The 24,353-nt window shown below is 73.1% G+C and carries 22 protein-coding genes and 3 pseudogenes; 12 read left to right on the forward strand and 13 right to left on the reverse strand.

Annotated elements, in window-relative coordinates; translation table 11 throughout:
- Nucleotides 1-4 precede the first annotated feature (4 nt).
- Complete coding sequence (locus tag ACGF8A_RS05155; protein ID WP_393104354.1) at nt 5-175, reverse strand: DUF6243 family protein; 171 nt, start codon at nt 173-175, stop codon at nt 5-7.
- A 125-nt stretch (nt 176-300) separates the two neighbouring features.
- Here ACGF8A_RS05155 and ACGF8A_RS05160 point away from each other — a divergent pair, with 125 nt between their 5' ends.
- Together ACGF8A_RS05160 and ACGF8A_RS05165 are read left to right on the forward strand one after the other, a co-directional pair.
- Nucleotides 301-945 carry a TetR/AcrR family transcriptional regulator gene (locus ACGF8A_RS05160; RefSeq protein WP_393104356.1) on the forward strand — a complete coding sequence of 215 codons (645 nt, stop codon included), beginning with the start codon at nt 301-303 and terminating at the stop codon, nt 943-945.
- Nucleotides 946-1,095: 150 nt separating this feature from the next.
- The gene (locus ACGF8A_RS05165; RefSeq protein WP_393104359.1) at nt 1,096-1,830 is read left to right on the forward strand and encodes a bifunctional DNA primase/polymerase; all 735 of its coding nucleotides are present in this window, start codon (nt 1,096-1,098) and stop codon (nt 1,828-1,830) included.
- 245 nt (nt 1,831-2,075) lie between these two features.
- Here ACGF8A_RS05165 and ACGF8A_RS05170 read toward each other — a convergent pair whose 3' ends face one another.
- A complete protein-coding gene (locus ACGF8A_RS05170; RefSeq protein WP_393104361.1) occupies nt 2,076-3,083 on the reverse strand; it encodes a hypothetical protein in 1,008 nt (335 codons plus the stop codon).
- Between the two features lie 101 nt (nt 3,084-3,184).
- Nucleotides 3,185-3,409, reverse strand: a pseudogene (locus tag ACGF8A_RS05175) (hemin ABC transporter ATP-binding protein); the annotation flags it as partial.
- A gap of 117 nt (nt 3,410-3,526) precedes the next feature.
- Between ACGF8A_RS05175 and ACGF8A_RS05180 the strand changes: the two are divergent.
- Together ACGF8A_RS05180 and ACGF8A_RS05185 are read left to right on the forward strand one after the other, a co-directional pair.
- Nucleotides 3,527-3,820, forward strand: a pseudogene (locus ACGF8A_RS05180) (PhzF family phenazine biosynthesis protein); the annotation flags it as partial.
- A 97-nt stretch (nt 3,821-3,917) separates the two neighbouring features.
- Nucleotides 3,918-4,121 carry a hypothetical protein gene (locus tag ACGF8A_RS05185; RefSeq protein WP_393104363.1) on the forward strand — a complete coding sequence of 68 codons (204 nt, stop codon included), beginning with the start codon at nt 3,918-3,920 and terminating at the stop codon, nt 4,119-4,121.
- Nucleotides 4,122-4,295: 174 nt separating this feature from the next.
- Here the strand turns inward: ACGF8A_RS05185 and ACGF8A_RS05190 are convergent, their stop codons facing one another.
- Both ACGF8A_RS05190 and map read right to left on the reverse strand, forming a co-directional pair.
- Nucleotides 4,296-4,943 (reverse strand): heme oxygenase (biliverdin-producing), encoded by a 648-nt coding sequence (locus tag ACGF8A_RS05190; RefSeq protein ID WP_393104365.1) that lies wholly within the window; start codon nt 4,941-4,943, stop codon nt 4,296-4,298.
- 152 nt (nt 4,944-5,095) lie between these two features.
- Complete coding sequence (gene map, locus ACGF8A_RS05195; RefSeq protein WP_393104367.1) at nt 5,096-5,953, reverse strand: type I methionyl aminopeptidase; 858 nt, start codon at nt 5,951-5,953, stop codon at nt 5,096-5,098.
- A 59-nt stretch (nt 5,954-6,012) separates the two neighbouring features.
- Here map and ACGF8A_RS05200 point away from each other — a divergent pair, with 59 nt between their 5' ends.
- Entirely contained in the window at nt 6,013-6,246 is a 234-nt protein-coding gene (locus tag ACGF8A_RS05200) for a hypothetical protein (protein ID WP_393104369.1), read from the forward strand.
- Here the strand turns inward: ACGF8A_RS05200 and ACGF8A_RS05205 are convergent, their stop codons facing one another.
- Together ACGF8A_RS05205 and ACGF8A_RS05210 are read right to left on the reverse strand one after the other, a co-directional pair.
- A complete protein-coding gene (locus tag ACGF8A_RS05205; RefSeq protein WP_393104372.1) occupies nt 6,247-7,554 on the reverse strand; it encodes an MFS transporter in 1,308 nt (435 codons plus the stop codon). It lies immediately after the preceding gene.
- A 531-nt stretch (nt 7,555-8,085) separates the two neighbouring features.
- Nucleotides 8,086-8,688 carry a hypothetical protein gene (locus ACGF8A_RS05210; RefSeq protein ID WP_393104374.1) on the reverse strand — a complete coding sequence of 201 codons (603 nt, stop codon included), beginning with the start codon at nt 8,686-8,688 and terminating at the stop codon, nt 8,086-8,088.
- Between the two features lie 225 nt (nt 8,689-8,913).
- Here ACGF8A_RS05210 and ACGF8A_RS05215 point away from each other — a divergent pair, with 225 nt between their 5' ends.
- From ACGF8A_RS05215 to ACGF8A_RS05225, 3 genes are all read left to right on the forward strand, one after another.
- Nucleotides 8,914-9,987 (forward strand): exo-alpha-sialidase, encoded by a 1,074-nt coding sequence (locus tag ACGF8A_RS05215; protein ID WP_393104376.1) that lies wholly within the window; start codon nt 8,914-8,916, stop codon nt 9,985-9,987.
- Nucleotides 9,988-10,024: 37 nt separating this feature from the next.
- On the forward strand, nt 10,025-10,747 hold the full coding sequence (gene npdG, locus ACGF8A_RS05220) for an NADPH-dependent F420 reductase (RefSeq protein WP_393104378.1): 723 nt from the start codon (nt 10,025-10,027) through the stop codon (nt 10,745-10,747).
- A 72-nt stretch (nt 10,748-10,819) separates the two neighbouring features.
- A complete protein-coding gene (locus tag ACGF8A_RS05225; protein ID WP_393104380.1) occupies nt 10,820-11,008 on the forward strand; it encodes a hypothetical protein in 189 nt (62 codons plus the stop codon).
- Here the strand turns inward: ACGF8A_RS05225 and ACGF8A_RS05230 are convergent.
- Nucleotides 10,998-11,798, reverse strand: a complete 801-nt coding sequence (locus ACGF8A_RS05230) for a site-2 protease family protein (RefSeq protein WP_393104382.1) — start codon at nt 11,796-11,798, stop codon at nt 10,998-11,000. The genes ACGF8A_RS05225 and ACGF8A_RS05230 overlap by 11 nt on opposite strands.
- A gap of 165 nt (nt 11,799-11,963) precedes the next feature.
- On the opposite strand from ACGF8A_RS05230, the gene ACGF8A_RS05235 reads away from it, so the two are divergent.
- Nucleotides 11,964-15,368 (forward strand): BTAD domain-containing putative transcriptional regulator, encoded by a 3,405-nt coding sequence (locus ACGF8A_RS05235; RefSeq protein WP_393104384.1) that lies wholly within the window; start codon nt 11,964-11,966, stop codon nt 15,366-15,368.
- Nucleotides 15,369-15,374: 6 nt separating this feature from the next.
- Here ACGF8A_RS05235 and ACGF8A_RS05240 read toward each other — a convergent pair whose 3' ends face one another.
- From ACGF8A_RS05240 to ACGF8A_RS05250, 3 genes are all read right to left on the reverse strand, one after another.
- Nucleotides 15,375-16,229, reverse strand: a complete 855-nt coding sequence (locus tag ACGF8A_RS05240; protein WP_393104386.1) for an ABC transporter permease — start codon at nt 16,227-16,229, stop codon at nt 15,375-15,377.
- A complete protein-coding gene (locus ACGF8A_RS05245; RefSeq protein WP_393104388.1) occupies nt 16,226-17,242 on the reverse strand; it encodes an ATP-binding cassette domain-containing protein in 1,017 nt (338 codons plus the stop codon). Before ACGF8A_RS05245 ends, ACGF8A_RS05240 begins: the two co-directional genes overlap by 4 nt.
- Before the next feature lie 115 nt (nt 17,243-17,357).
- The gene (locus ACGF8A_RS05250; RefSeq protein ID WP_393104390.1) at nt 17,358-18,719 is read right to left on the reverse strand and encodes a glutamine synthetase family protein; all 1,362 of its coding nucleotides are present in this window, start codon (nt 18,717-18,719) and stop codon (nt 17,358-17,360) included.
- A gap of 295 nt (nt 18,720-19,014) precedes the next feature.
- On the opposite strand from ACGF8A_RS05250, the gene ACGF8A_RS05255 reads away from it, so the two are divergent.
- The 3 genes from ACGF8A_RS05255 to ACGF8A_RS05265 all read left to right on the forward strand — a co-directional run bounded on the left by ACGF8A_RS05255 (nt 19,015) and on the right by ACGF8A_RS05265 (nt 22,220).
- Nucleotides 19,015-19,680, forward strand: coding sequence for a DUF3105 domain-containing protein (locus ACGF8A_RS05255; protein ID WP_393104392.1), 666 nt, complete (start codon nt 19,015-19,017; stop codon nt 19,678-19,680).
- Nucleotides 19,681-19,735: 55 nt separating this feature from the next.
- Nucleotides 19,736-20,362, forward strand: coding sequence for a DUF305 domain-containing protein (locus ACGF8A_RS05260; RefSeq protein WP_393104394.1), 627 nt, complete (start codon nt 19,736-19,738; stop codon nt 20,360-20,362).
- 109 nt (nt 20,363-20,471) lie between these two features.
- Complete coding sequence (locus ACGF8A_RS05265) at nt 20,472-22,220, forward strand: NAD+ synthase (protein ID WP_393104396.1); 1,749 nt, start codon at nt 20,472-20,474, stop codon at nt 22,218-22,220.
- A gap of 181 nt (nt 22,221-22,401) precedes the next feature.
- On the opposite strand, the pseudogene ACGF8A_RS05270 reads toward ACGF8A_RS05265, so the two are convergent.
- Nucleotides 22,402-22,788, reverse strand: a pseudogene (locus ACGF8A_RS05270) (MFS transporter); the annotation flags it as partial.
- Between the two features lie 426 nt (nt 22,789-23,214).
- A complete protein-coding gene (locus ACGF8A_RS05275) occupies nt 23,215-24,267 on the reverse strand; it encodes an endonuclease/exonuclease/phosphatase family protein (protein WP_393104398.1) in 1,053 nt (350 codons plus the stop codon).
- Nucleotides 24,268-24,353 lie beyond the last annotated feature (86 nt).

The following is a 24,353-nucleotide window of genomic DNA, read 5'->3' on the forward strand; positions in this document are numbered from 1 at the left end:
TCCCCTACCGTCCCGCGCTCTTCTCCTGGAACTTGCGCAGCAGCTCCCGTTTCTGGTCCTGGGCGCCCGGGCCGCCGACGCGGCCGCCCTGGTTGCCGCCGCGCAGTGCCTTGCGGCCGAGCTTCTGGCGCGTGCCGCCGACTCCCAGCATGTTTCCGGCTCCGCCTCGGGTCATGCCCGCCTCCCCTGTCCGTGGCTGTCATGCCTGCTCGCCAAGTGCAACGATACGTAGCGTCTCGCTGCTGACCCGGTCAGGGTGCGGCGAGACGCTCCGTCTTGTCAAGCTGGTAGATTCGCCGCATGGTGAAGAAGCCCGCTCCCGACTCCGCCCGCCGCAGTGAGAAGTCACGCCGCGCGATCTACGACGCGGCCCTCGCCCTCGTCGCGGAGGCCGGCTACCCGAAGACCACGATCGAGGGCATCGCCGCCCGCGCCGGCGTGGGCAAGCAGACGATCTACCGGTGGTGGTCGTCCAAGGCGGACGTACTCCTGGAGGCCTTCCTCGACCTCGGCGCGCAGGCGGCGGAGCAGGCCGCCGAACAGGCGGGCGGGCCGGGCGGGCGACCGGACGACGAGTACACCATCCCGGACACCGGCGACCTCGCCGCCGACCTCAAGTACGTCCTGCGTGCCACCGTCGACGAACTCCTCGACCCCAAGTTCGAAGCCCCGTCCCGCGCTCTGGCCGCCGAGGGCGTCGTCAACGAGCAGCTCGGCCGGGAGTTCGTCGCCAAGCTCCTCGAACCGCAGCTCCAGTTGTACGTGCGGCGGCTGCGCGCGGCGCAGGCCGCCGGGCAGGTCAGCTCCGGCGTCGACCCGCGAATCGCCCTGGAACTCTTCGTCTCCCCGCTGGCGCAGCGCTGGTTGCAGCGCACGGGTCCGATCTCCTACGAGTACACCGACACCCTCGTCGACTACGCGCTGTACGGCCTCGCACCCCGGTAACGGCAGGTGATCCACCGTGGCTTTGCGTGATTCCCGGTGTGGAGTATGTCTCCTCCCCCCGGCTCCGGTTGGGGACTGCGGCACCTTGGGGCGCAGGATGGTGGGACCATGGGGCATGGTGACCGTTCAACAGGCGAGGCGAGGGGATAGATGAGCGCGGAGTTCGGCGGCCGCTCCGGCCGGCAGGGCAAACTCTCCCAGTGGCTGCGCGGACGCCGCCCGAAGGACGCCGCCGACGAGGGCGGCCGTGAGGCCCAGCTGCTGGCCACCGCCGAGGCGGGGCTGCCCTTGGCGCCCGCCGCGTATCCGGCACCCGGCTACCGCTGTTCCTGCGACCGCGTCGGCTGTCCGACCCCCGCCCGGCACCCGGTGTCGTTCGCCTGGCAGACGCAGTCCACCACCGACCGCGCCCAGATCGAGCGCTGGGCCCGCCACCAGCCGCAGGCCAACTTCATCACCGCCACCGGCATGACGCACGACGTCCTCGACGTGCCGCTGGAGGCCGGCCGCGAGGCCCTGGACCGGCTGCTCGCCTCCGGCGTCGCGGTCGGCCCGGTCGCCACCAGCGACGACGGGCGCATGCTGTTCTTCACCCTCACCCGCGGCACGCCCGAGGAGGAGGACGAGTGGTGGCCGTGCGAACTGGACTGCCACCCCGAGACGATGGACGAGCATCCCGGCCTGCGCTGGCACTGCCGCGGCTCCTACGTACTCGTCCCCCCGGCCCGGCTCCCCGGCGACGACCAGTCCGTGCGCTGGCTGCGCGGCCCCGAGCATCCGCTGCCCGAGCCGCTGACCCTGCTGGAGGCGCTCACGGACGCCTGCGCCCGGCACGCGGGCACGGAACCCGACCACGCGAACACGGCCTGGCCCCTGCGCCACTGAGCGCCGCCGGCCTACGCGGCTGGGTGACCCCTGGCTCGCACGCCATCGAAGCCCCCCCACGCCCACACCACCGAACCCCCGACGCTCACGCCACCGAACCCCGACGCACACGCCACCGAACCCCGGCTCGCACGCCACCGAACCCCGACGCACACACAACCCAGCACCCGCTGTTCGGGCCACTCGACGCCCGGTGTCCGCAACCGCGCGGCGCGGCCCACGTGGGCGAGGCCTGCCGGCCGGGGCTACTCGCCCTTCGCCGACGTCAGGCCCTGGATGCGGCCCAGCACGGTGACCTCGTCCTTGGTGGTGCCGGATCCCTTTCTCGGGTCCAGTGCCACCTGGTTGGAGACGAACTCCATCGTCAGCGACTGCTTGACCTCGCCGGTCGTCAGCGCCTCCACGTCCTCGCCGGGCGACGGAACCGACGTGCCCGCCGCGGCGGTCTGCTTCTCGTAGTGGTGCGTGGTGAAGAACACCAGCGCCCCACCGTCCGCGGTGCGCAGCGCGACCGGGGCGTAGTCGCCCTCGGTCAGCGGCGCGTCGAGGTACTGGGTGACCAGACCCGGCCGCTCCCCGTTCTTCTCCCGCTCCTGGCGCCACCCGCTGGTGTGCGAGCCCGAGGCGAAGCCGTCCCCGCCGTCCTGGAGGTAGGTGACGTACTTCTCGCTCAACTCGGCCGGCGGCACCGCGAATTCGGCGGAGCCGACGGGCAGGGCCTCCGCCCAGCCGTCCTTGTCCTTCCTGAACTCCGGCACCTTCCCGGGCGCCACGAGGGTCAGGTAGGACACCTCCCACTCGTCGTCCAGCCCGTCCCGGGTGAACACCATCAGCCAGCGCGCGTCGCCGCCCCGGTTCGCCCTGGCGTCCGCGAGGAACCAGCGGGGCCAGCCCGCCTTCTTCGGGATCGTGTACGCGACGTCGCTGAACTCCAGCGGGGAGTGGTTCGGGTTGCCGCCCGGGTTGATGACGTGGCCCGCCTTCAGCCGCGCCTCGTCGATGGCGGCCAGCGGCCCGGTGACATGGTCGGCGTCGAGCGAACTGTCGTACGACTTGTCCGCCTTGTTGTACGCGCTCGTGAAGTCCTGGAGCGCCTTGACCGCCTCGTCCTGGGTCGCGCCCGGCAGCACCTCCCGCTCCCCGTGCACCACCACGCACCCGCTCGCCGTCAACGACAAAGCGGTCACCGAAGCGGCCATGAGCACACTCCGGTCCAGCCTGCGAAGCCTTCGAGGGCCGCGATCCCTGCTCATCGGGTCCTTTCACCGTCCCCTTCCCGGAGGCGAACCCTACCGGGGCGCCCCGGCGCGCGGGCGGCCGGACCGGGTACAGCGGCCACACCGTGACCTGGACCTCACAGGTCCCGGCGCGGAGCCACCGGAACCGCTCCGGTGCGGGGGCGCGGGAGCACCTCGACGGGCTGGTCGTGGACCCCGGAGAGCAGCCGCTCGCCGAACACCTCCGCCGGTGGCCAGTCGGCCGCGACCCGGCCCGCGTGCGGCACGGCGACGCGGTGCGCGTGTGCGGCGGCGAGCCCCAGGTCGTGCAGCACGACCACGACGGCGTCCCCGGCGCGCGCCGACGCCCAGATGCCGGGCCGGCCGGTCGCCGAGGGGCCGCGACCGGCTCCGAGGTCCCCCGGGCGCGCTGGGAGCGGCGGCCGCCGGGACCGTCGCGGCGGGGGCGGGCGTGGCGCCGGCGGTACGCCACCGCCGCCGAGGTCGACGACCTGCCCGTACCGCCGCCGGGGGAGTGGATCTACGCCTGGGCGTGGGAGGACGAGGCCGCGGGGCGCGTTCGGGCCCGGGGCTTCCCCGGCCGGGGCGACGGCGTCGACGAGGACGAGGCGACCGGTGCCGCCGCCCTGCTGCTCACGGCCCGGCTGGGCCGGGCCCTGAACATCGCGCAGGGCGGCGGCTCGCAGATCCTGACGGCGCCTCAGCCTCAGGGGTGGGTGGAGGTCGGGGGCAGGGTCCTGCTGGAGCGCTGACCGGCGGTGGAGCGCCCGTACGGGTGGAACAGCGTGTGCGTGCCGTGGTGAACGGGGACCGATGGGCGTGACCACTCAGCATCGCGAGAGGAGCCCCATGCGCATCCGATCTGCCCTGGCCGCGACCGTCCTGGCCGCCGCCCTGACCGCCACCGGCGCCGCGACGGCCACCGCCCTCGACCACCGGGCCGCGTCCGACGACGCCGTTCCGTGCAGCCCGTACGAGGGCTCCATCGAAGCGGAGACCGCCGAGCTCGAGTGGTCGGGCGCGGTCTGCCACACCGGAGTCTTCGACTTCTGAATCGGAACACGCCGGGCACCGGCGCCCGGGCCGGCCACCGGTCCCCCTCTCGCCCGGCGTGAGGGGGACCCGCGGCGTTGGTGCGGCCCCTCTCACGCCGTGAGGGGGACCCGCGGCGTTGGTGCGGCCCCTCTCACGCCGTGAGGGGGACCCGCGGCGTTGGTGCGGCCCCTCTCACGCCGTGAGCGGGAACTCCTCGCCCAGGGCCCGGAACACGGCGGTGTTCAGCGCGAACGCCTTCTTGCACTCCGTCACGATCCGCTGCTGCTCCAGCTCGTCCGCGTCGATCGCGTCCAGCAGTTCCCGGTAACCGCGCTTGAACGCCGCCGGGTTGCCGATCTCCTCGAAGACGTAGAACCGGACGCCGTCGCCCTTCTTCGCGAACCCCCACGTCCGCTCGGCCTTGTCGCGGATGATCTGACCGCCGGACAGGTCGCCGAGATACCGGGTGTAGTGGTGGGCCACATAGCCCGTCGGCCACTCGCGTGCGCACCACGCGACCCGGTCCGCGTACGTCCGGGTCGCGGGCAGCGCGGTGAGGGTCGCCCGCCAGTGGGGGCCCCGCAGGTGTGCGAGGTCCCGCTCCAGTGCGGGCAGCCGGAACAGCCGCGGCTGGATGAAGGGGCCCGCCACCGGGTTCGGGGCCAGCCGGTCCGCGCCGGCCTCCAGGGCCTCGTACACGAACCACAGTTGCTCGGTGTAGCGCGCGTACGCGTCCACCCCCAGCCGGCCGCCCAGCAGATCGCTCATGAACGTCGAGGTCTCCGCCTCCACGTGCTGTTCGTGGGAAGCGGTGCGGATGAGGGTCGAGAAGGAGTCCATGAGGCCAGTTTCTGTGGTTAGGCTTACCTAAGTCAACAGTTTTCCGACAGCCTGTCGGTAACTTTGTACCCCTCCTTCGCGTCCCCCGCACCCGGCCGCACAGGAAAAGGCCCGCCCTCGAAAGGAGGGCGGGCCCGCGTCGGACCGGGGACCTACGGCAGCGTGAGGATCTCCGCGCCGGTGTCCGTCACGACCAGCGTGTGCTCGAACTGAGCCGTCCGCCTGCGGTCCTTGGTGACGACCGTCCAGCCGTCGTCCCACATGTCGTACTCGTGCGTCCCGAGCGTGAGCATCGGCTCGATGGTGAAGGTCATGCCCGGCTGCATCACGGTGGTCGCGTGCGGGGCGTCGTAGTGCGGGACGATCAGGCCCGAGTGGAACGACGTGCTGATGCCGTGCCCGGTGAAGTCACGGACCACGCCGTAGCCGAAGCGCTTGGCGTACGACTCGATGACCCGCCCGATGACGTTGATCTGCCGGCCCGGCCGGACCGCCTTGATCGCCCGGTTCAGCGACTCCCGCGTGCGCTCGACCAGCAGCCGGCTCTCCTCGTCCACCTCGCCGACCAGGTAGGTGGCGTTGTTGTCGCCGTGCACCCCGCCGATGTAGGCGGTCACGTCGAGGTTGACGATGTCGCCGTCCCGCAGGACCGTCGAGTCGGGGATGCCGTGGCAGATCACCTCGTTGACGGAGGCGCACAGGGACTTCGGAAAGCCCCGGTAGCCGAGCGTGGAAGGGTAGGCGCCGTGGTCGCAGAGGAACTCGTGGGCGACCCGGTCCAGCTCGTCCGTCGTCACACCCGGCGCGATCGCCTTCGCCGCCTCGGCCATCGCCTGCGCGGCGATCCGCCCCGCGCTCCGCATCGCCTCGACGGTCTCGGGCGTCTGCACCTCCGGCCCCGTGTACGGCGCGGGCGCGGGCCTGCCGACGTACTCGGGCCGGCGGATGTTTCCGGGCACGGAACGGGTGGGAGACAGCTCCCCTGGTACGAGCAGCGACTGGCCAGACATGCCAGCGAGTCTAACCAGCGGGCATACGAGACCATGTCCCCTGGCGAAAGGAGCCGGTCATGGCCCTGTTCAAGAAGCGCACCGTCGGCAAAGCGGGCGAGTGGTACTACTGCCTGGAACACAAGAAGGTCGAGGAGGGGCCGGAGTGCCCCAACAAGGACCGCTTCGGCCCGTACTCCAGCCGCGAGGAGGCCACCCGCGCGATGGAGACCGCCCGCGAGCGGAACCTCGAATGGGAGAACGACCCGCGCTGGCACGACACCGTCGGGCGGGGGGAGCGCGACGAGGACTGATCAGGCCGCCGTCGACGCGGCCGCGCGCTGGGCGCGCAGCCGCGTCGCGTGCTCGTTCGTCCGTACGTCGTACGTCATCAGCTTCGGCAGGCACAGCGCCAGCAGCCCCACCGCGCCCGCGCACAGCAGCCCGCCGGACCAGATCGACGCCCGCACCCCGGCCCACGCGGCCATGCCGCCCGCGCGGACCTGGCCGAGCTGCGGACCCACCGAGTACGACAGCAGCTCGATCCCGGCCAGCCGGCCGCGCAGTTCGTCGGGGATCGTCTGGTTCCACATCGCCGCCCGGAAGATGCCGCTGACCATGTCGAAGGCACCGCCGAGCGCCAGGCACAGCAGCACCAGCCACACGTTGCCGGCGATGCCCGCCGCGGCCATGGCCACACCCCAGCCGGCCGCCGCCAGCACCACCATCCGCCCGTGCCGGTGCACCCGCGACGTCCAGCCGCTGGTCAGGCTCACCAGCAGGGCCCCCGCGGGAATCGCCGCGTACATCAGCCCCAGCGACCACGCCGCGTGCAACTCGTCCGCGAGGAACGGCAGCACGGCGAGCGGCATCGCCAGGAACATCGCCGCGAGGTCGACGGTGTAGGTACCCAGCAGCTCCTTGCGGCTCCACGCGTACCGGGCGCCCTCCGCGATCGCCGTCCAGGAAGGCTTCGCCGCCTCGTGGGACGCGGGGGAGGCGGCGAGGCCGGCCGCAAGCGCCACGGAGACGGCGAAGGTGGCCAGGTCCAGCGCGTAGGCCCAGCCCAGCCCGGCGTACGCCACCACGACACCCGCCAGCGCCGGGCCCGCGATGCCGCCGACCTGCCAGCGCAGCGCGTTCAGCGACGCGGCGGCCGGCAGGTGCTCATGGGCCACGATCCGGGGCGTCAGCGCGTCCAGCGCGGGCCGCTGGACCGAGATCAGCGCGGAGGACAGGGCGGCGACCACGTAGAGCGGCCAGATCGCGGGGTCCGGAAGCAGCGCGTTCACCAGCAGCGCCGCGCAGAGCACGCCGAGCCCGGCCTCCGTCCACAGGATCAGCCTGCGCTTGTCCCAGGCGTCGGCGAGCGCCCCGCCGTACAGCCCGAACACGACGAGCGGGACCAGCTCCACGGCCCCGATCGCGCCCACGGCGACGGCCGACCCGGTGAGCTCCTTGATCTGCACCGGCAGCGCGACGAAGGTCAGAAAACTCCCGAAGTTGGTGATCAGGCCCGCGATCCACAGCCTGCGGAAGTCGGCGGACGTCCGCCAGGGAGCGAGGTCGGGGAGGAGGGCGCGCAGGCCGGTGGGGGGCCGGGGCGGGACTTCGTCGTTCACGAGAGGCCATGTTCGGACCGGGTGGGGGCCCGGGGCAATCGCTTTTCCGCAGGCCCGCCGCCGCGGCCTACGGGGGCGGTCCGGGGGGTCCGTGGTGGGGCGTGACCCGGGGGGGGCGGGGCGTGGTCAGGGGGCGGTCCGGGGGGTCTGTGGTGGGGCGTGGTCAAGGGGTGGGTTGGTGAAGGCCGTGCCGGGGCCGGTGAGCCGGTCGCCGTCGGGGGTGGGCGGGTCCGGCTGCGCGCGTGTGCCGGTGGTGGTCCGGGGCGGTCCGGGGGGTCTGTGGTGGGGTGGGTCGGTGAAGGGCGTGCCGGGGCCGGTGAGCCGGTCGCCGTCGGGGGTGGGCGGGTCCGGGTACGCGTGTGTGCCGGTGGTGGTCCGGGGCGTGGGTGGTGGGCGTGGTCAGGGGGCGGTCCGGGGCGTCGGTGGTGGGGGCGGTCGTCAGGGGGTGGGGCGGCGGAGCCGTGTCGGGGCCGGCGAGCCGGGCGCGCCTTCCAGGGCGGCCCCTCCCACGTGCCCGGTGGCGGGCCCGGGTCACCAGCGGGGCGGCGGCGGGGACGTCAGTGTGTCGGCCAGGCGGGACAGGCGGTCCCGCAGGCGGCGCCGGCCCCGGGCCGTGGGCAGCGCGGTCTCGCCCGCCGCAGCACTCACCAGGTGCTGCACGGTGTCCAGGTCCAGCTCCGACTCCGCGCCGACGGCCAGCACGTCGTGCGCCATCGTCGCGAGGTCCCCTTCGGCGGTGCCCAGCGCCAGCACCGTCGCCCCGGCCCGCCGCGCGTCGTGCACCCGCTCCAGCAGCGTCTTCCCGGGTCCCTGCGGCGACACCACCAGCAGCGTCTCGCCCCGCCGGGCCGCCTCGATCCGGCCGAGCCCGACCGCCAGGTGCGCCGGATCCGAGGGGCGCGCGTCATGGCGTACCAGCGTCGGCGCCAGCTCCGGCGTACCGGACCAGGCCGCCTCGTCCACGAGGTGCGCCGCCAGATGCCACGGCTCGTACTCCCGGGTGCCGACCAGCAGCAACCCGCCGCCGTGCGAGACCACGGACCCCCGCAGCACCCCGGCGAACCGCCGCGTGGCCCCCAACCACTCGGTTCCGGCGAGCACTTCGCGCAGCAGCGCGACCCGTACGGCGTCCATGCCACCGCATCCTGCCGTAACCGGCCACTCTTGGCCCCGAGTTCACCGCGAATTCGCCCACACCGGGCACGGGGCCGCATGACCGCCGTCCAGCGGAGATCACCGGCGGGCGGACGGGGAAGCAGTAGGGCGAAGCACACCGGCGAGCCACGCCGGCGCCCCGCACCGGTGAAACGCACCGGCCGGGCAGGGCCAAAGCGAGGCTAAGCAGAAGGAGAGCCGTCCATGTCCGCAGCCACCGTCCCCTTCCGGGCCGGCCATGAGGGATACGCCAGTTACCGGATCCCGGCCGTCGTCCGCACGCACGAGGGCACGCTCCTCGCCTTCTGCGAGGGCAGGGCCGACTCCGCGAAGGACTGGGGTCACATCGACATCGTGCTGAAGCGCTCCACGGACGGCGGCCGCACCTGGGGCCCGCTCCAGGTCGCCGCCGCCAACGGCACCGACCTCGCGGGGAACCCGGCCCCCGTCGTCCTCGACACCGGCCGCGTCCTCCTCGTCCACGTCCGCTCCGCCGCGTCCGCCTCCGAACACCGCATCCTGCGCGGCGAGGTGAGCGAGGCCGACGGCAGGAGGGTCTGGGTGCAGCACAGCGACGACGACGGGCAGAGCTGGTCCGCGCCCCGTGAGATCACCGGGCAGGTCAAGCACCCCGGCTGGCGCTGGTACGCCACCACCCCCGGCCACGGCCTGCAGCTCCGCACCGGCCGGGTCGTCGTCCCCGGCAACCACACCCTCCCGCCCACCGGCACCGACGTCGGTGACGAGGCGAAGTACAACAGCGGCCACTGCCTGCTCAGCGACGACCGCGGCGAGAGCTGGTACCTGGGCTACCTGGAGCAGGACACCAGCGGCTACATCAACGCCAACGAGACCACCGCCGCCGAACTCCCCGACGGCCGCGTCTACTTCAACACCCGCAACGACTCCCCCTCCCCCGGCAACCGGGCCGACGCCCACTCCGGGGACGGCGGGAAGACCCTTCAGCAGTCCTTCCGGCCGCAGGCGGGCCTCGCCGGCCCCGTCTGCCAGGGCAGTCTCCTGCACCTCGGCGAGCCCGACGTGCTGCTGTTCTCCGGCCCCGCCTTCCCCGGCGGTCGCGGCCTGATGACCGTCCGTGCCTCCACCGACCACGGCACCACCTGGCGTGAAGCCCATACGGCCGACGGGCTCCCCGCCGCCTACTCGGACCTCGTCCGCGTCGACGACGACACGATCGGACTCCTGCACGAAACAGGGGACTTCGGGCCGTACGAGCGGATCGCCTTCCGCCGGCTGCCGGTGACGCGCCTCACCTGAGCCCGCCGGGCGGCGGGGCGGACGTAGAGTCAGGCCCATGACCTCTACGGACAGTGCCGCTGCTGAGAAGCAGCCCGCGAAGGCCCCCGCCAAGGACCCCTGGGACCTGCCCGACGTCTCCGGGCTGGTCGTCGGTGTGCTCGGCGGGACCGGGCCGCAGGGCAAGGGCCTCGCCTACCGGCTCGCCCGGGCCGGCCAGCAGGTGATCATCGGCTCACGCGCCGCCGAGCGCGCCCAGGCCGCCGCCGGGGAACTGGGCCACGGCGTCGAGGGCGCCGACAACGCCGAGTGCGCCCGGCGCAGCGACGTCGTGATCGTCGCGGTGCCGTGGGAGGGCCACGGCAAGACGCTTCAGGCGCTGCGCGAGGAACTGGCGGGCAAGCTGGTCGTCGACTGCGTCAACCCGCTCGGCTTCGACAAGAAGGGCGCCTACGCGCTGAAGCCGGAGGAGGGCAGCGCCGCCGAGCAGGCCGCCGCCCTGCTGCCGGACTCCCGGGTCGCCGCCGCCTTCCACCACCTGTCGGCCGTACTGCTCCAGGACCCGGAGATCGCGGAGATCGACACCGACGTCATGGTCCTCGGCGAGGAGCGGGCGGACGTGGAGATCGTGCAGGCGCTGGCCGGCCGGATCCCCGGCATGCGCGGCATCTTCGCCGGACGGCTGCGCAACGCCCACCAGGTCGAGTCCCTGGTCGCCAACCTGATCTCCGTGAACCGCCGCTACAAGGCGCACGCGGGCCTGCGCGTCACCGACGTCTGACCCGATGGGGGACACTGGTGGTCAGCACCACCCAGCCATCCCAGCAGTGTCCCCCGACAGGAGCCGACCACCATGCCCCGCCTGGCCCTCTACGCCCTCGTCGTCTGCGTCCTCGCGGTCGCCGCCGCCGTCCTGTCCGTCGTCCGGGGCAGTTGGCTGGGCGTCGTCTGGGTGCTGCTGGCGGGACTGTCGTCGAACATGGCCTGGTACTACCTGAAGCGCGGCCGTGCCGCGCGGCACGGCGACTCGGTCACGGGCTGACCGCGCAGTACTCGTTCGTCCCGAGCCAGAACCGGTACAGCTCGTACCCGCAGTAGGTCTCCGGCTCGTCGACGCCGAGGCCGTGCAGCACGGCGTCGACGACGTCGAAGAACGCGCCGTTCAGCGCCGGGATCCACAGCAGCGCGAAGACGAACAGCAGCCCGAAGGGCGCGAACGGCTCCACCTGCCGGCGGACGCCGTACGACAGCCAGGGCTCGACCACGCCGTAGCCGTCCAGGCCCGGCACCGGCAGGAAGTTCAGGATCGCCGCCGTCACCTGGAGCAGCGCGAGGAACGCCAGCGCGTACCGGAAGTCCCGCGGCACCCCGTCCAGCGCGTCCAGCCAGAACGGCGCCGTGCACACGATCGCGAAGAGCACGTTCGTCAGCGGGCCGGCCGCCGAGACCAGACTGTGCTTCCAGCGCCCCCGGATTCGGCCCCGCTCGATGAACACCGCGCCGCCCGGCAGCCCGATCCCGCCCATGATCACGAACAGCACGGGCAGCACGATGCTCAGCAGCGCGTGCGTGTACTTCAGCGGGTTGAGCGTGAGGTACCCCTTCGCGCCCACCGAGATGTCCCCGCCGTGCAGCGCGGTCCGGGCGTGCGCGTACTCGTGCAGGCACAGCGAGACGATCCACGCGCCGGTCACGAACAGGAACACGGCCACACCGGGCTGGGCCGCGAACCCGGTCCACGTGGCCCACCCGGTCACCGCCGTGACGGCCAGTATCCCGAGGAAGACGGGACTGATCCGCCGGTCGGCGCGACGGGAGGCGGCGGTCGTCATGAAAAGGCTCCTGAAGGCGTGTCGGGGCGGTGCGGGGTCGACCGTACCGGTGGCGCCGGGGGAACGTCAGCGGGCGGTGGGAGGTTCCCGCGCGGCTCCCGGCCGCCGGGCGCGCGGTCATGCCCGCCTAAACCTGGAGGCGGTGCTGTGGCCGGAGCGGTGACAATGGGTTCCGTGCGCTATCGCATCCTCGGCACCACACAGGCGGTTCGCCCCGACGGTTCGGTCCTCCCGATCGGCGGGGCGCGTTTGCGCGCGCTGCTCACCGTGCTGGCGCTCAGGGCCGGGCGGGCCGTGCCCGCGGGGCTGCTGGTGGACGAGGTGTGGGACGGGGACCCGCCCGCCGACGCGGCCGGGGCCCTCCAGGCGCTGGTCGGACGGCTGCGGCGGGTGCTGGGGCCGGAGGCCATCGCCTCGGCCGAGGGCGGGTACCGGCTGGCAGCCGCACCCGACGACGTCGACCTGCACCGGTTCGAGCGGCTCGCCGACGAGGGCGCGCGGGCGCTGGCCGACGGCGACCCCGGCAAGGCCGCCGCCCTCCTCGACGACGCCCTCGCCCTGTGGCACGGCCCCGCCCTCGCCGACCTCCCGGACCGTGCCGTCGAGGCGGCCCGCTGCGCCGCCCGCCGGCTGGACGCCCGCCGCGCCCGGCTCGCCACCGCCCTCGCCCTCGGCCATGCCGAGCAGGCGCTGCCCGAGCTGACCGCGTTGTGCGGGAGCCATCCTCTCGACGAGCCCCTCCAGGCCCTGCGCCTGCGCGCCCTGCGCGACGCCGGCCGCACGGCGCAGGCGCTGGCCGCCTACGAGGACGTACGACGGCTGCTCGCCGAGCGGCTGGGCGCCGACCCGGGACCCGCACTGCGCGCCCTGCACGCGGAGCTGCTGAGCCAGGGCGGACCGCCCGCCGGCCGGGCCGCCGCGGCCCGGGAGCCCGGCGCCGGCGCCTCCCCGCCGGCGCCCGCCACCGGCGGGGAGGCGCCGGCCCGCGTCCCCGCGTCCGGCACGGCGGCGGCGGACGACCCCGCGGTCCGCGGACCCGCAGGGCCCCGCGATCGCGCCGCGGCCCCGGGCAACCTGCGCGCCCGCCTCACCTCCTTCGTCGGACGGGCCGTCGACATCGAGGCCATCCGCGGCGACCTCGCCACTGCCCGGCTCGTCACGCTGCTCGGGCCCGGCGGGGCGGGCAAGACCCGGCTGTCGCAGGAGGCCGCCGAGAACGTACGGGACGCGGCCCCCGACGGTGTGTGGCTGGCTGAGCTGGCGCCGGTCGACGACCCCGCCGCCGTCCCCGAGGCGGTGCTCACCGCGATCGGCGCCCGGGAGACCGTGCTGCACGGCGCCGGCGCCGAGGAACTGCGCGCCGCCGTCGCCGACCGGCACGACGACCCCGTCGCCCGCCTCGTCGAGCACTGCGCCCGGCGCCGGATGCTGCTCGTCCTCGACAACTGCGAGCACGTCGTGGAGGCCGCCGCCCGCCTGGCGGAGGAGCTGCTGGCGCGGTGCCCGTACCTCACCGTCCTCGCGACCAGCAGGGAACCCCTCGGGGTGCCGGGGGAGGTGCTGCGGCCCGTGGAGCCGCTGCCGCAGCCCTACGCCCTGCGGCTGCTCGCCGACCGCGGCGCCGCCGCCCGGCCCGGGTTCCGCGTCGACGACGACCCCGAGGCCTGCGCCGAGATCTGCCGGCGCCTGGACGGTCTGCCCCTGGGCATCGAGCTCGCCGCCGCCCGGCTGCGGATGCTGACGCCCCGCCAGATCGCCGACCGGCTCGACGACCGCTTCCGCCTCCTCACCTCCGGCAGCCGGACCGTGCTGCCCCGCCAGCAGACCCTGCGCGCCGTCGTCGACTGGTCCTGGGACCTGCTGGACGAGGGTGAACGGGACGTGCTGCGGCGCCTGTCCGTCTTCGCCGGCGGCTGCGACCTCGCCGCCGCCGAGGCCGTCTGCGGACCCGCGGCCCTGGACGCCCTCGGTTCCCTTGTCGACAAGTCGCTGGTCGTGGCCACCCCGTCCACCGACGGCGAGATGCGCTACCGGCTCCTGGAGACCGTCGCCGAGTACGCGGGCGAACGGCTCGACGAAGCCGGGGACCGCGCCGGGAGCGCCCGCGCCCATCTGACCCACTACCGCGAACTCGCGCGCACCACGGACCCGCTGCTGCGCGGCTCCGGCCAGCTCGCGGCCGTCGAACGGCTGGAGCTCGAGTACGAGAACCTGCGCATCGCCCTGCGGCACGCCGTCGCCGAACGCGACGAGCAGGAGGCCCTGTGCCTGGTGCTGTCGCTGGTCTGGTACTGGCAGATGCGCGACCTGCGCATCGAGGCCCGCAACTGGTCCCGCGGGGTCATGGACCTCGGCCCCGACCCCTTCCGTGAGCCGGTCCGCAAGGCCGCCCCCGTGTGGCAGCGCTGCACCGCCGAACCGCCCCCCATGCGCGGCGAGGTCCTGGCGGAGGCCCGGCGCGGGGTCCACCTCGCGCATCTCGCCTGCATGGACACCGAGCTGGACGCCTGGCAGACGCCCGAGGCCCAGCGCAAGCTGCGGGCCATCGCCGACGCCTACGAGCCCGGCCTGCCGCAGGCCTGCCGCAGCCCCGGCATGATGTCGTTCTACGCCGTGATGCTCACCGGCGGCATGGACCGGCTGGCCGGACTGCTGGACGCCGCCGTCGACACCTGCCGCGCGACCCCCGGCTACGACTGGGAGCTGGCCGCCAGCCTCCAGATCCGCGCCAACATCCTCGCCAACCGGCCAGACCGGGCGGCCGACGCCGGCCGGGACGCCGACGAGTCACTGGCGATCTACGACCGTCTCGGCGACGCCTGGGGCAGCGCGGAGGCGCTGGCCGCGCGGGCCGAGTCGCTGGAGCGCAAAGGGCGCCACCTGGAGGCCGCCGCCGACTACGAGGCCGCGATGGAACACGCCCAGCGGCTCGGCGCCCGCGCCCAGCACGCCATCCTCACCGCCCGGCTGGGCAGCGCGCTTCTGGAGGCCGGTCGGGCCGAGCGGGGCGAGCGGCTGCTGCGCGAGGTGCTCGCGGCCACCGAGGGCGGGCACAACGAGGCGATGCCCTTCGCCCGGCTCGTCCTCGCCGGGTGGCTCGGCATCACCGGCAGGACCGCCGAGGCGCGCGAGCAACTGCGGTTGGTGCGCGAGGAGTTCGTCATCGCCCACTTCGTCGTCTTCGACGCCTTCATCCTCGGCCAGGAGGCGTGGGTGGACGCGGCCGAGGGCCACTACGAGGCGGCCAGGGAGAAGATCCGGCGCGGCCTCGCGCAGGCCGACGACCCGCTGTCGAAGGCGATGGCCCCGCAGCTGTTCTCCGGATACCTCGTCATCGCCGCGCTGGCGCTCGCCCACTGCGACGGCGGCCGCGCCGCCCGGGACGCCGCCCGCTGCCTGGGCGCGGCCGACGCGCTGCTGCCCGCCGGACATGTGAGCTCCTCGCTGGAGCGCAGGTCACGGGAGTGCGCCACGGCCGCCGTCCGGGCCGCGCTGCCCGCCGCCGAGTACGCGGCGGCGTACGCCGAAGGCGGCGGCCTCACCGGGAAGGAGGCCGCCGCCCTGGTGTGACCCCGGTCAGCTCTTGGTCTTGAACTTGTGGATCGCGACCGGCGCCATCACCGCGGTGATCGCCGCCGACCAGGCCAGGGTCACCCACAGGTCGTGCGCGACCGGGCCGCCCACCATCAGGCCGCGGGCCGCGTCCGCGAGCGTGGACAGCGGGTTGTAGTCGGTGAACGCCTGGAGCCAGCCCGGCATCGACGCCGTCGGCGCGAAGATCGACGAGCCGAACTGGAGCGGGAACAGCACCAGGAAGCCCATCGCCTGCACGGACTGCGCGTTCTTCAGGACCACGCCCAGGGTGAGGAACACCCACATGATCGACGAGGCGAACACGGTGGAGAGCCCGACGGCCGCGAACACGCCGAGCCAGTCGGTGATGTCGAAGCCGACCAGAACGGCGACGATCATCAGCACGGTCGTCGCGAACAGCATCCGGACCAGCTCGACCGAGATCTTCGCGAACAGCACCGACCCGCGCCCGATCGGCAGGGACCGGAAACGGTCCATGACGCCGGAGTTGAAGTCCTGGCTGAATCCGGTCCCGACGCCCTGGGAGAGGGTCATGCTCATCATCGCGATCATGCCGGGGATCACGTACTGCACGTAACCGTCCTGCCCGCCGCCCAGGGCCTGCCCGATCGAGCCGCCGAAGACGTACACGAACAGCAGGGTGAAGACGACCGGCATCAGCAGCGCGTCGAACATCGACTCGGGGTCCTGCCGGATCCACAGCAGATTGCGGCGGACCAGCGCCCCGGTGTGACGCAGATGCCCGCGCAGCGTGATCCGCGCGTCGGCCTGGAGGCCGGCGACGGCGGTGCTTGCGGTGCTCGCGGTGGTGTCGGTGGCGGCTGTGGCGGCGCTCATGCGGCGACCTCCTCGCGGTCGTCGGTCGGCACGGGCTCCTGCGGGGCACTGGCGCGGTGGCCGGTGAGGGACAGGAAAACCTCGTCGAGGCTGGGCAGTTCGGTACTGATGCCGGCGAGCGTGATGCCGCGCGCCGTGACGGCGCCGACCACCGCGGTCAGCTGCTCGTCGCTCAGGACCGGCACCAGCACGGTGCCGCCCTCGGTGTCCACGGTGGTCGTGGCGAGCCCGGTGATGCCCAGCTCGTCCAGGGCGTGGGCCAGCGGCCGCAGGTGCGCCGGATCGGCCGGCCGCACCCGCAGGGTGCGCCCGCCGACCCTGGCCTTCAGCTCCTCGATACCGCCGTTGGCGATGACCTTGCCCCGGTCGACGACGGTCAGCTCGGAGGCCAGCTGCTCGGCCTCCTCCATGTACTGGGTGGTCAGCAGGACGGTGACCCCGTCCCCGACCATGGCCTTCACCTCGTCCCACACCTCGTTGCGGGTGCGCGGGTCGAGGCCGGTGGTGGGCTCGTCGAGGAAGAGCACGGCCGGCCGGCCGATCATCGAGGCGGCCAGGTCGAGCCGCCGCCGCATGCCCCCGGAGTACGTCGAAGCGGGCCGCTTGGCCGCGTCGGTCAGCGAGAACCGCTCCAGCAGCTCGTCGGCGCGGACACGGGCCTCCTTGCGGGGCAGGTCCAGCAGCCGTCCGATCATGTACAGGTTCTCCCAGCCGGGGAGCTTCTCGTCGACCGAGGCGTACTGACCGGTGAGTCCGATCACCCGGCGCAGCTGCCGGGGCTGCCGTACGACGTCGTATCCGGCGACGGTCGCCTGGCCGGAGTCCGGAGCCAGCAGTGTGGACAGGATCCGCACGAGGGTCGTCTTACCGGCCCCGTTCGGCCCCAGCACCCCCATCACGGTGCCCTCACGCACCTGCAGGTCGACACCGTCCAGCGCCCTGGTCTCGCCGTAGTGCTTGACCAGCCCCTGCACGGTGACGGCCGCGCTGGGCTTCTCGTCGATTCGTGTCATGCCGAGGACGGTTCCAGCCCGCACCGACAAAAGCCCGACAGACGACCGACAGCAGGCCGACGAACGGCCGACGCGCACCCGGACGCGGCCCGGAAGCCGCCGTCCGGGGCCCGCCCTACAGCACCGGCAGGTTCTTCCGCAGCTCGAACGCGGTCACCTCGGACCGGTACTCGTACCACTCCTGCCGCTTGTTGCGCAGGAAGAAGTCGAACACGTGCTCGCCCAAGGTCTCGGCCACCAGGTCGCTGCGCTCCATGAGGGACAGCGCCTCGCCCAGGTTCTGCGGCAGCGGCTCGATGCCCATCGCCCGCCGCTCCGCGTCCGACAGCGCCCAGACGTCGTCCTCGGCGCCCGGCGGCAGCTCGTACCCCTCCTCGATGCCCTTCAGGCCCGCGGCCAGCAGCAAGGCGTAGGAGAGGTAAGGATTCGCCCCGGAGTCCAGCGACCGGACCTCGACCCGTGCGGAGCCCGTCTTGCCCGGCTTGTACATCGGGACGCGGACCAGCGCGGAGCGGTTGTTGTGCCCCCAGCAGATGTACGACGGCGCCTCGCCGCCCGCGCCGGCCGTGCGCTCCGAGCCGCCCCAGATGCGCTTGTACGAGTTCACCCACTGGTTGGTGACCGCCGAGATCTCGCCCGCGTGCCTCAGCAGCCCGGCGATGAAGGACCGGCCGACCTTCGACAGCTGGAACTCGGCACCCGACTCGTAGAACGCGTTCCGGTCGCCCTCGAACAGCGACAGGTGCGTGTGCATGCCCGAGCCGGGGTGCTCGGAGAACGGCTTCGGCATGAACGTCGCCTGGAGGTTCTGCTCCAGCGCCACCTGCTTCATGACCAGGCGGAACGTCATGACGTTGTCCGCGGTGGACAGCGCGTCGGCGTACCGCAGGTCGATCTCCTGCTGGCCGGGGGCGCCCTCGTGGTGGGAGAACTCGACCGAGATGCCCATCGACTCCAGCATGGTGATCGCCTGGCGGCGGAAGTCCATGCCGACGTTGGTCGGCGTGTGGTCGAAATAGCCGGAGTTGTCGGCGGGGACGGGCACCGTGCCGTCGACGGGCTTGTTCTTCAGCAGGAAGAACTCGATCTCGGGGTGGGTGTAGAAGGTGAAGCCCTGGTCGGAGGCGCGGGCGAGGGCGCGCTTGAGGACATAGCGCGGGTCGGCGAAGGAGGGGGAGCCGTCCGGCATCAGGATGTCGCAGAACATACGGGCCGTGCCCGGTGTCTCCGCGCGCCACGGCAGGACCTGGAAGGTGGACGGGTCCGGCTTGGCGATCATGTCGGACTCGTAGACCCGGGCGAAGCCCTCGATCGCGGAGCCGTCGAAGCCGATGCCCTCGTCGAAGGCCTGCTCCAGCTCGGCCGGGGCCACGGCCACGGACTTCAGGAAGCCCAGCACGTCCGTGAACCACAGGCGTACGAACCGGATGTCGCGCTCCTCCAAGGTCCGGAGCACGAACTCCTGCTGCTTGTCCATCTTCCGATTCCCCATCCTTGCTGGTCAGCCGCCCGTCTCCCGCGCACGGGACGCAGGGCACCTGAGCATCCCACCACAACCGCGTTTCGTGCGCGTTGCGCACCTTGATCACCGGGCCGATCCCCGCCCTGAACGCCTCGGACACGGCAGGTGTACGGCCTCTGAGCCCATCTTGCCTGCTCGGCCGGGCATCCGTAACGCCCTGCCATTTCTGTGCCCTCCCTACGAGATCACCGGCCCCGCCCACTACGATCGGCGCACCGTCCGTCCTCCGCTTCCCAGAAGGGCCGGCCCCATGGGTTCCGCCAAGAACAAGAGCAGTGCGGCGCGCACGGCGCGCATAGAGGAGATGCGGCGCGCGGAGCGTGCCCGCGACCGCCGCAACCGCGTCCTCACCGTCGCGGTCGGTGTCGTGGTCGTCGCCGGTCTCGTCGTCGGTGGTGTGGTGCTGCTCCGGTCGCAGTCCGAGGACTCCGGCTCCGCCGCGAGCGACTCCAGGAACCCGGGCAAGTTCGTCGCCGGCGCGGACGGGGTGCGGACGTGGCAGGGCGAGCTGGCCCGGAACCACGTCACCAAGAGCGTGAGCTACCCGGTGGAGCCGCCGGTCGGGGGCGACCACAACCAGGTGTGGATGAACTGCAACGGCGACGTCTACGCCGAGGAGATCCCCGACGAGAACGCCGTGCACTCCCTGGAGCACGGCGCCGTCTGGGTGACGTACACGAGCAAGGCGGACAAGGCCGACGTGGACGCCCTGGCGGCGAAGGTGAAGAAGACGCCGTACACGCTGATGAGCCCGGTCGAGGACCAGAAGGACCCCATCATGCTGTCGGCATGGGGCCACCAGCGCACGGTGACCGGCGCGGACGACGCCGGCGTCGACAAGTTCTTCCAGACCTACGTCCAGGGCAAGCAGACCCCCGAGCCGGGCGCCGCCTGCACGGGCGGACTCGCGAAGTGACGGCGCCAGTCACGAGCCGCAGGACCAGCCGTAGAGGCACTACGAGGCGGGAACCGTGAGGCACGCGCAGGCCGGACGGATCGCGGGGGCCGCGGCGGCGCTGCTCGTCGCGGTCGGCGGGATCACCTACGCGGTCGCCCAGGACGGAGCCTTCGGGTCCGGGGTGCCCACGGCCGGCTCCGCGGACGCCGGCTTCGCGCGTGACATGGCGGTGCACCACCAGCAGGCCGTGGAGATGTCGTACATCGTGCGGGACCGCACCGAGGACGAGGAGGTGCGGCGGCTCGCGTACGACATCGCGCAGACGCAGGCCAACCAGCGCGGCATGCTGCTGGGCTGGCTGGATTTGTGGGAGCTGCCGAAGGTGTCGCCGGACCCGATGGACTGGATGGGCATGGGCGCCATGCCCCCCGGCGAGGACGGCGCGCTGATGCCGGGGATGGCGACCGACGCGGAGATGGAGCGGCTCGGCCGGCTGAACGGCAGGCAGGCGGAGGTCTTCTACCTCCAGCTCATGACGGACCATCACAAGGGCGGTGTCCACATGGCCGAGGGCTGTGCGGACAGGTGCTCGGTGGACGTGGAGAAGCGGCTCGCCCAGGGCATGGTCGAGGGGCAGCACTCGGAGATCCGGCTGATGGCCGACATGCTGAGGGAACGGGGCGCGGCGGCCAGGCGGTAGCCGGGGGCCGTCCGGGGCCGCCGGGGCCCGAGGCGGTACGGCGTCGCGTGGGGCGGCCCACACCCCCGCGACCCCCCATCGCGTCGCTCTGACGATTACACTGGGCCCCGTGCCTCAACTACGTCTCGCCCTGAACCAGATCGACTCGCGCGTCGGCGACCTCGCCGGGAACTCCGAGACGATCCTCACCCGGACCCGGCACTGCGCCGAGCGCGGAGCGCATCTCGTGGCGTTCCCGGAGATGGCGCTGACCGGATACCCCGTCGAGGACCTGGCCCTGCGTTCCTCCTTCGTCGAGGCCTCCCGCGCGGCCCTGCGCTCGCTCGCCGCGCGGCTGGCCGAGGACGGTCTCGGACAGCTGCCCGTGATCGTCGGCTACCTCGACCGCAGCGAGACCGCCCAGCCGAGATACGGCCAGCCGGCCGGCGCCCCGCAGAACGCGGCGGCGGTGCTGTACGGCGGCGAGGTGGCCCTCGCCTTCGCCAAGCACCACCTGCCCAACTACGGCGTCTTCGACGAGTTCCGCTACTTCGTGCCCGGCGACACCATGCCGGTCGTGCGGGTGCACGGCGTCGACGTGGCGCTGGCCATCTGCGAGGACCTCTGGCAGGACGGCGGCCGGGTGCCGGCGGCGCGGTCGGCCAAGGCGGGGCTGCTGCTGTCGGTCAACGCCTCGCCGTACGAGCGCGACAAGGACGACACCCGGCTGGAGCTGGTCCGCAAGCGCGCCCAGGAGGCCGGCTGCACCACCGCCTACCTCGCCATGATCGGCGGCCAGGACGAGCTGGTGTTCGACGGCGACTCGATCGTGGTCGACGGGGACGGGGAGGTCGTGGCCCGGGCGCCGCAGTTCGCGCAGGAGTGCCTGGTCCTCGACCTCGACCTGCCCGCGGCCCTCCCGGACGCTCCGACGGGCGTGGTGGACGACGGGCTGCGCATCGACCGGCTGGTGCTCTCCGAGGACCCGCTGCCGGCGTACGAGCCGGAGCTGACGGGCGGGTACGCCGAGCGTCTGGACGACGACGAGGAGGTGTACTCGGCGCTGGTCACGGGCCTGCGGGCGTACGTGCGCAAGAACGGCTTCCGGTCCGTGCTCATCGGACTGTCCGGCGGCATCGACTCCGCCCTGGTGGCGGCGATCGCCTGCGACGCGGTGGGCCCGGAGAACGTGTACGGGGTGTCCATGCCGTCGAAGTACTCCTCCGAGCACTCCAAGGATGACGCGGCGGAACTGGCGCGGCGTACGGGGCTGAACTTCCGCACCGTCGCGATCGAGCCGATGTTCGACGCCTACATGGGGTCGCTGGGGCTGACCGGACTGGCCGAGGAGAACCTCCAGTCCCGGCTGCGCGGCACGCTCCTGATGGCCGTCTCCAACCAGGAGGGGCACATCGTGCTGGCACCCGGCAACAAGTCCGAGCTGGCGGTGGGGTATTCGACGCTGTACGGCGACTCGGTGGGCGCGTACGGGCCGATCAAGGACGTGTACAAGACGTCGGTCTTCCGGCTGGCCAGGTGGCGCAACCGGGCGGCGGAGGAGCGGGGCGAGACGCCGCCGATCCCGGAGAACTCGATCAGCAAGCCGCCGAGCGCGGAGCTGCGGCCGGGACAGGTCGACACGGACTCCCTGCCGGACTATCCCGTCCTGGACGCGATCCTGGAGCGGTACGTGGACCGGGACGAGGGGGCGGACGTGATCGTGGCCGCCGGGTTCGATCCGGAGCTGGTGACGAAGACGCTGCGGATGGTGGACACCGCCGAGTACAAGCGGCGGCAGTACCCGCCGGGTACGAAGATCTCGCCCAAGGGCTTCGGGAAGGACCGGCGGCTGCCGATCACGAACGGGTGGCGCGAGTAGGCGCGCGGCGGGGCGGTCGGTGTCGGCGGTCGGTGTGCTGCGCCGGATCGCCGTGGGGTCTGAGGTTGTGGGCGCGGGTGCGGCCCGGTGGTGGCTGGTCGCGCAGTTCCCCGCGCCCCTTCAGGCGTTGCCGGCCGGCCCGGTCCTTGACCGCCGACCCGCCCGGGTCGGCGGTCGGCGGTCAGCGGTGCAGGGGTTCCGTGGTCCCGGGCACGTGGGAGGCCACCAGGCGTTCGCGGGTCGGGGCGGTGCCGCGGCGGTCCACGGCGTACGCCGCCGCCGCGACCGCGAGGCCCAGTACCGCGAGCGCCGCGCCGGCCGTCGCCGGAGACGTCGTGCCGAAGCCCGCCGCCAGGGCGAGGCCGCCGATCCAGGCGCCGCCGGCGTTGGCCAGGTTGAATGCGGCCTGGTTGGCGGAGGACGCCAGGGACGGGGCCGCCGACGCCTTCTTTATGACCATCAGCTGCAGCGGCGAGCCGGTGACGAAGGCCGCCGTGCCGAGCAGGGCCACGCCGAGGGCGGCGCTCCACGGCGCCGACATGAGCGCCGGGAACAGCGCCGGCACCGCGAAGAGGGGCGGTGCGCCGGGACATCCGGGCCGTGACCGCGGCGAGCAGCCGATGACGACGCAACGTGCAGGTCGTCCGCGACGTCGGGCAGGAGCCCCATCATCACCGACGGCGTCTGCGTCGATCACCGAGCAGGAGCAGACGGAGGCGCCCGGACAAGCGGGCTCCTTGCCCTTGCAGCGGTAGTAGCGGGCGGTCTTGCTCTTCCGGGTCACCCATGTGGCGGCATGATGCCGCCCGGTCGTCCGGCCTCGGGGCGAAAAGAGTGTCCAACACCCACGCGAGTGCGGCCGGGTTGGGCCTGTCGCTCACGGTCCATGTGATCTCGACCCGGGGCGCCGGGTCGTCCTTGAAGTGCTCTCTGAGCCATGCGCCGGCCGCGTCGGCCGGTGACCTCGCGCACAGCGTGAGCCCGCCCACACCGGTCAGGAGCCGGAGGAATCCATCCGCACCCGCGCCGCGACCGGCAGATGGTCGCTGCCCGTCTCCGGCAGGGTCCACGAACTCATCGGCTCGACGCCCTTGACCATGATCTGGTCGATCCGGGCCATCGGGAACGACGCCGGCCAGCTGAAACCGAAGCCGCTGCCCGCCGCGCCCTGGGTGGAGCGCATCTGGGCGGTCACGGCGTTGAGCGCGCGGTCGTTCATGGTGCCGTTGAGGTCGCCCAGCAGCACGACCCGGCTCACCCGCTCGTCGGCGATGGCCTCGCCGAGCGCGTCGGCGCTGGTGTCGCGCTGCCGGGCCGTGAAACCGGCCTCCAGCTTGACCCGCACCGAGGGCAGATGGGCGACGTAGACGGCCAGTTGCCCGCCGGGCGCGGACACCGTCGCGCGCATGGCGCGGGTCCAGCCGAGCTTGATGTCGACGGGCCGGACGTCACTGAGCGGGTACTTGCTCCAGACCCCCACCGTGCCCTGCACCGAGTGGTACCTGTACGTCGGCGCCATGGCCGCCTCGTACGTCGGTACGGCAGCCGCGGTCAGCTCCTCGAGCGCCACCACGTCCGCGCCGGACGCGGCGACGTCCCGGGCGGTGCCGGACGGGTCGGCGTTGTCGGCGTTGACGTTGTGCGTGGCGACGGTGAGGTCGCCGCCGCTGCCGGCCTTGTCGGTGAGCAGCCCGCCGAAGAGGTTGAGCCAGACGACCGCCGGGAGCAGTACCGTGATCAGCGCGACGGCGGACCTGCGGACCAGGGCCAGCGCGAGCAGCACCGGGACGGCCAGGCCGAGCCAGGGCAGGAACGTCTCTGTGAGACTGCCGAGGTTGCCCACGCTGTTCGGGATGTGCGCGTGGACCACCATCACGCCGGCGAGCAGCACCGCGAGCACGGCCACGACCAGGCCGCGCCGCCAGATGTGGGGGTCGCCGCGCCGGCCGCCGGCCACACGGGCCGCCACGCGCCGGAGCCGAGTTCCGGGGTGCTCGGGTTCCGGGCCACCGCCCGCCGTCTCCGTCACGTACGCCTGCTGCGCCATACCGTCGCCTCGCTACCTGCCGTGCACACCGTCGTCCCCCGCGCATACGACCCTAGGGGATGTCCGGCTCCGATCCTGCCGTCACA

The organism is Streptomyces sp. NPDC047706, from assembly GCF_043204795.1.
In the GTDB taxonomy this organism is placed as follows: Bacteria; Actinomycetota; Actinomycetes; order Streptomycetales; family Streptomycetaceae; genus Streptomyces.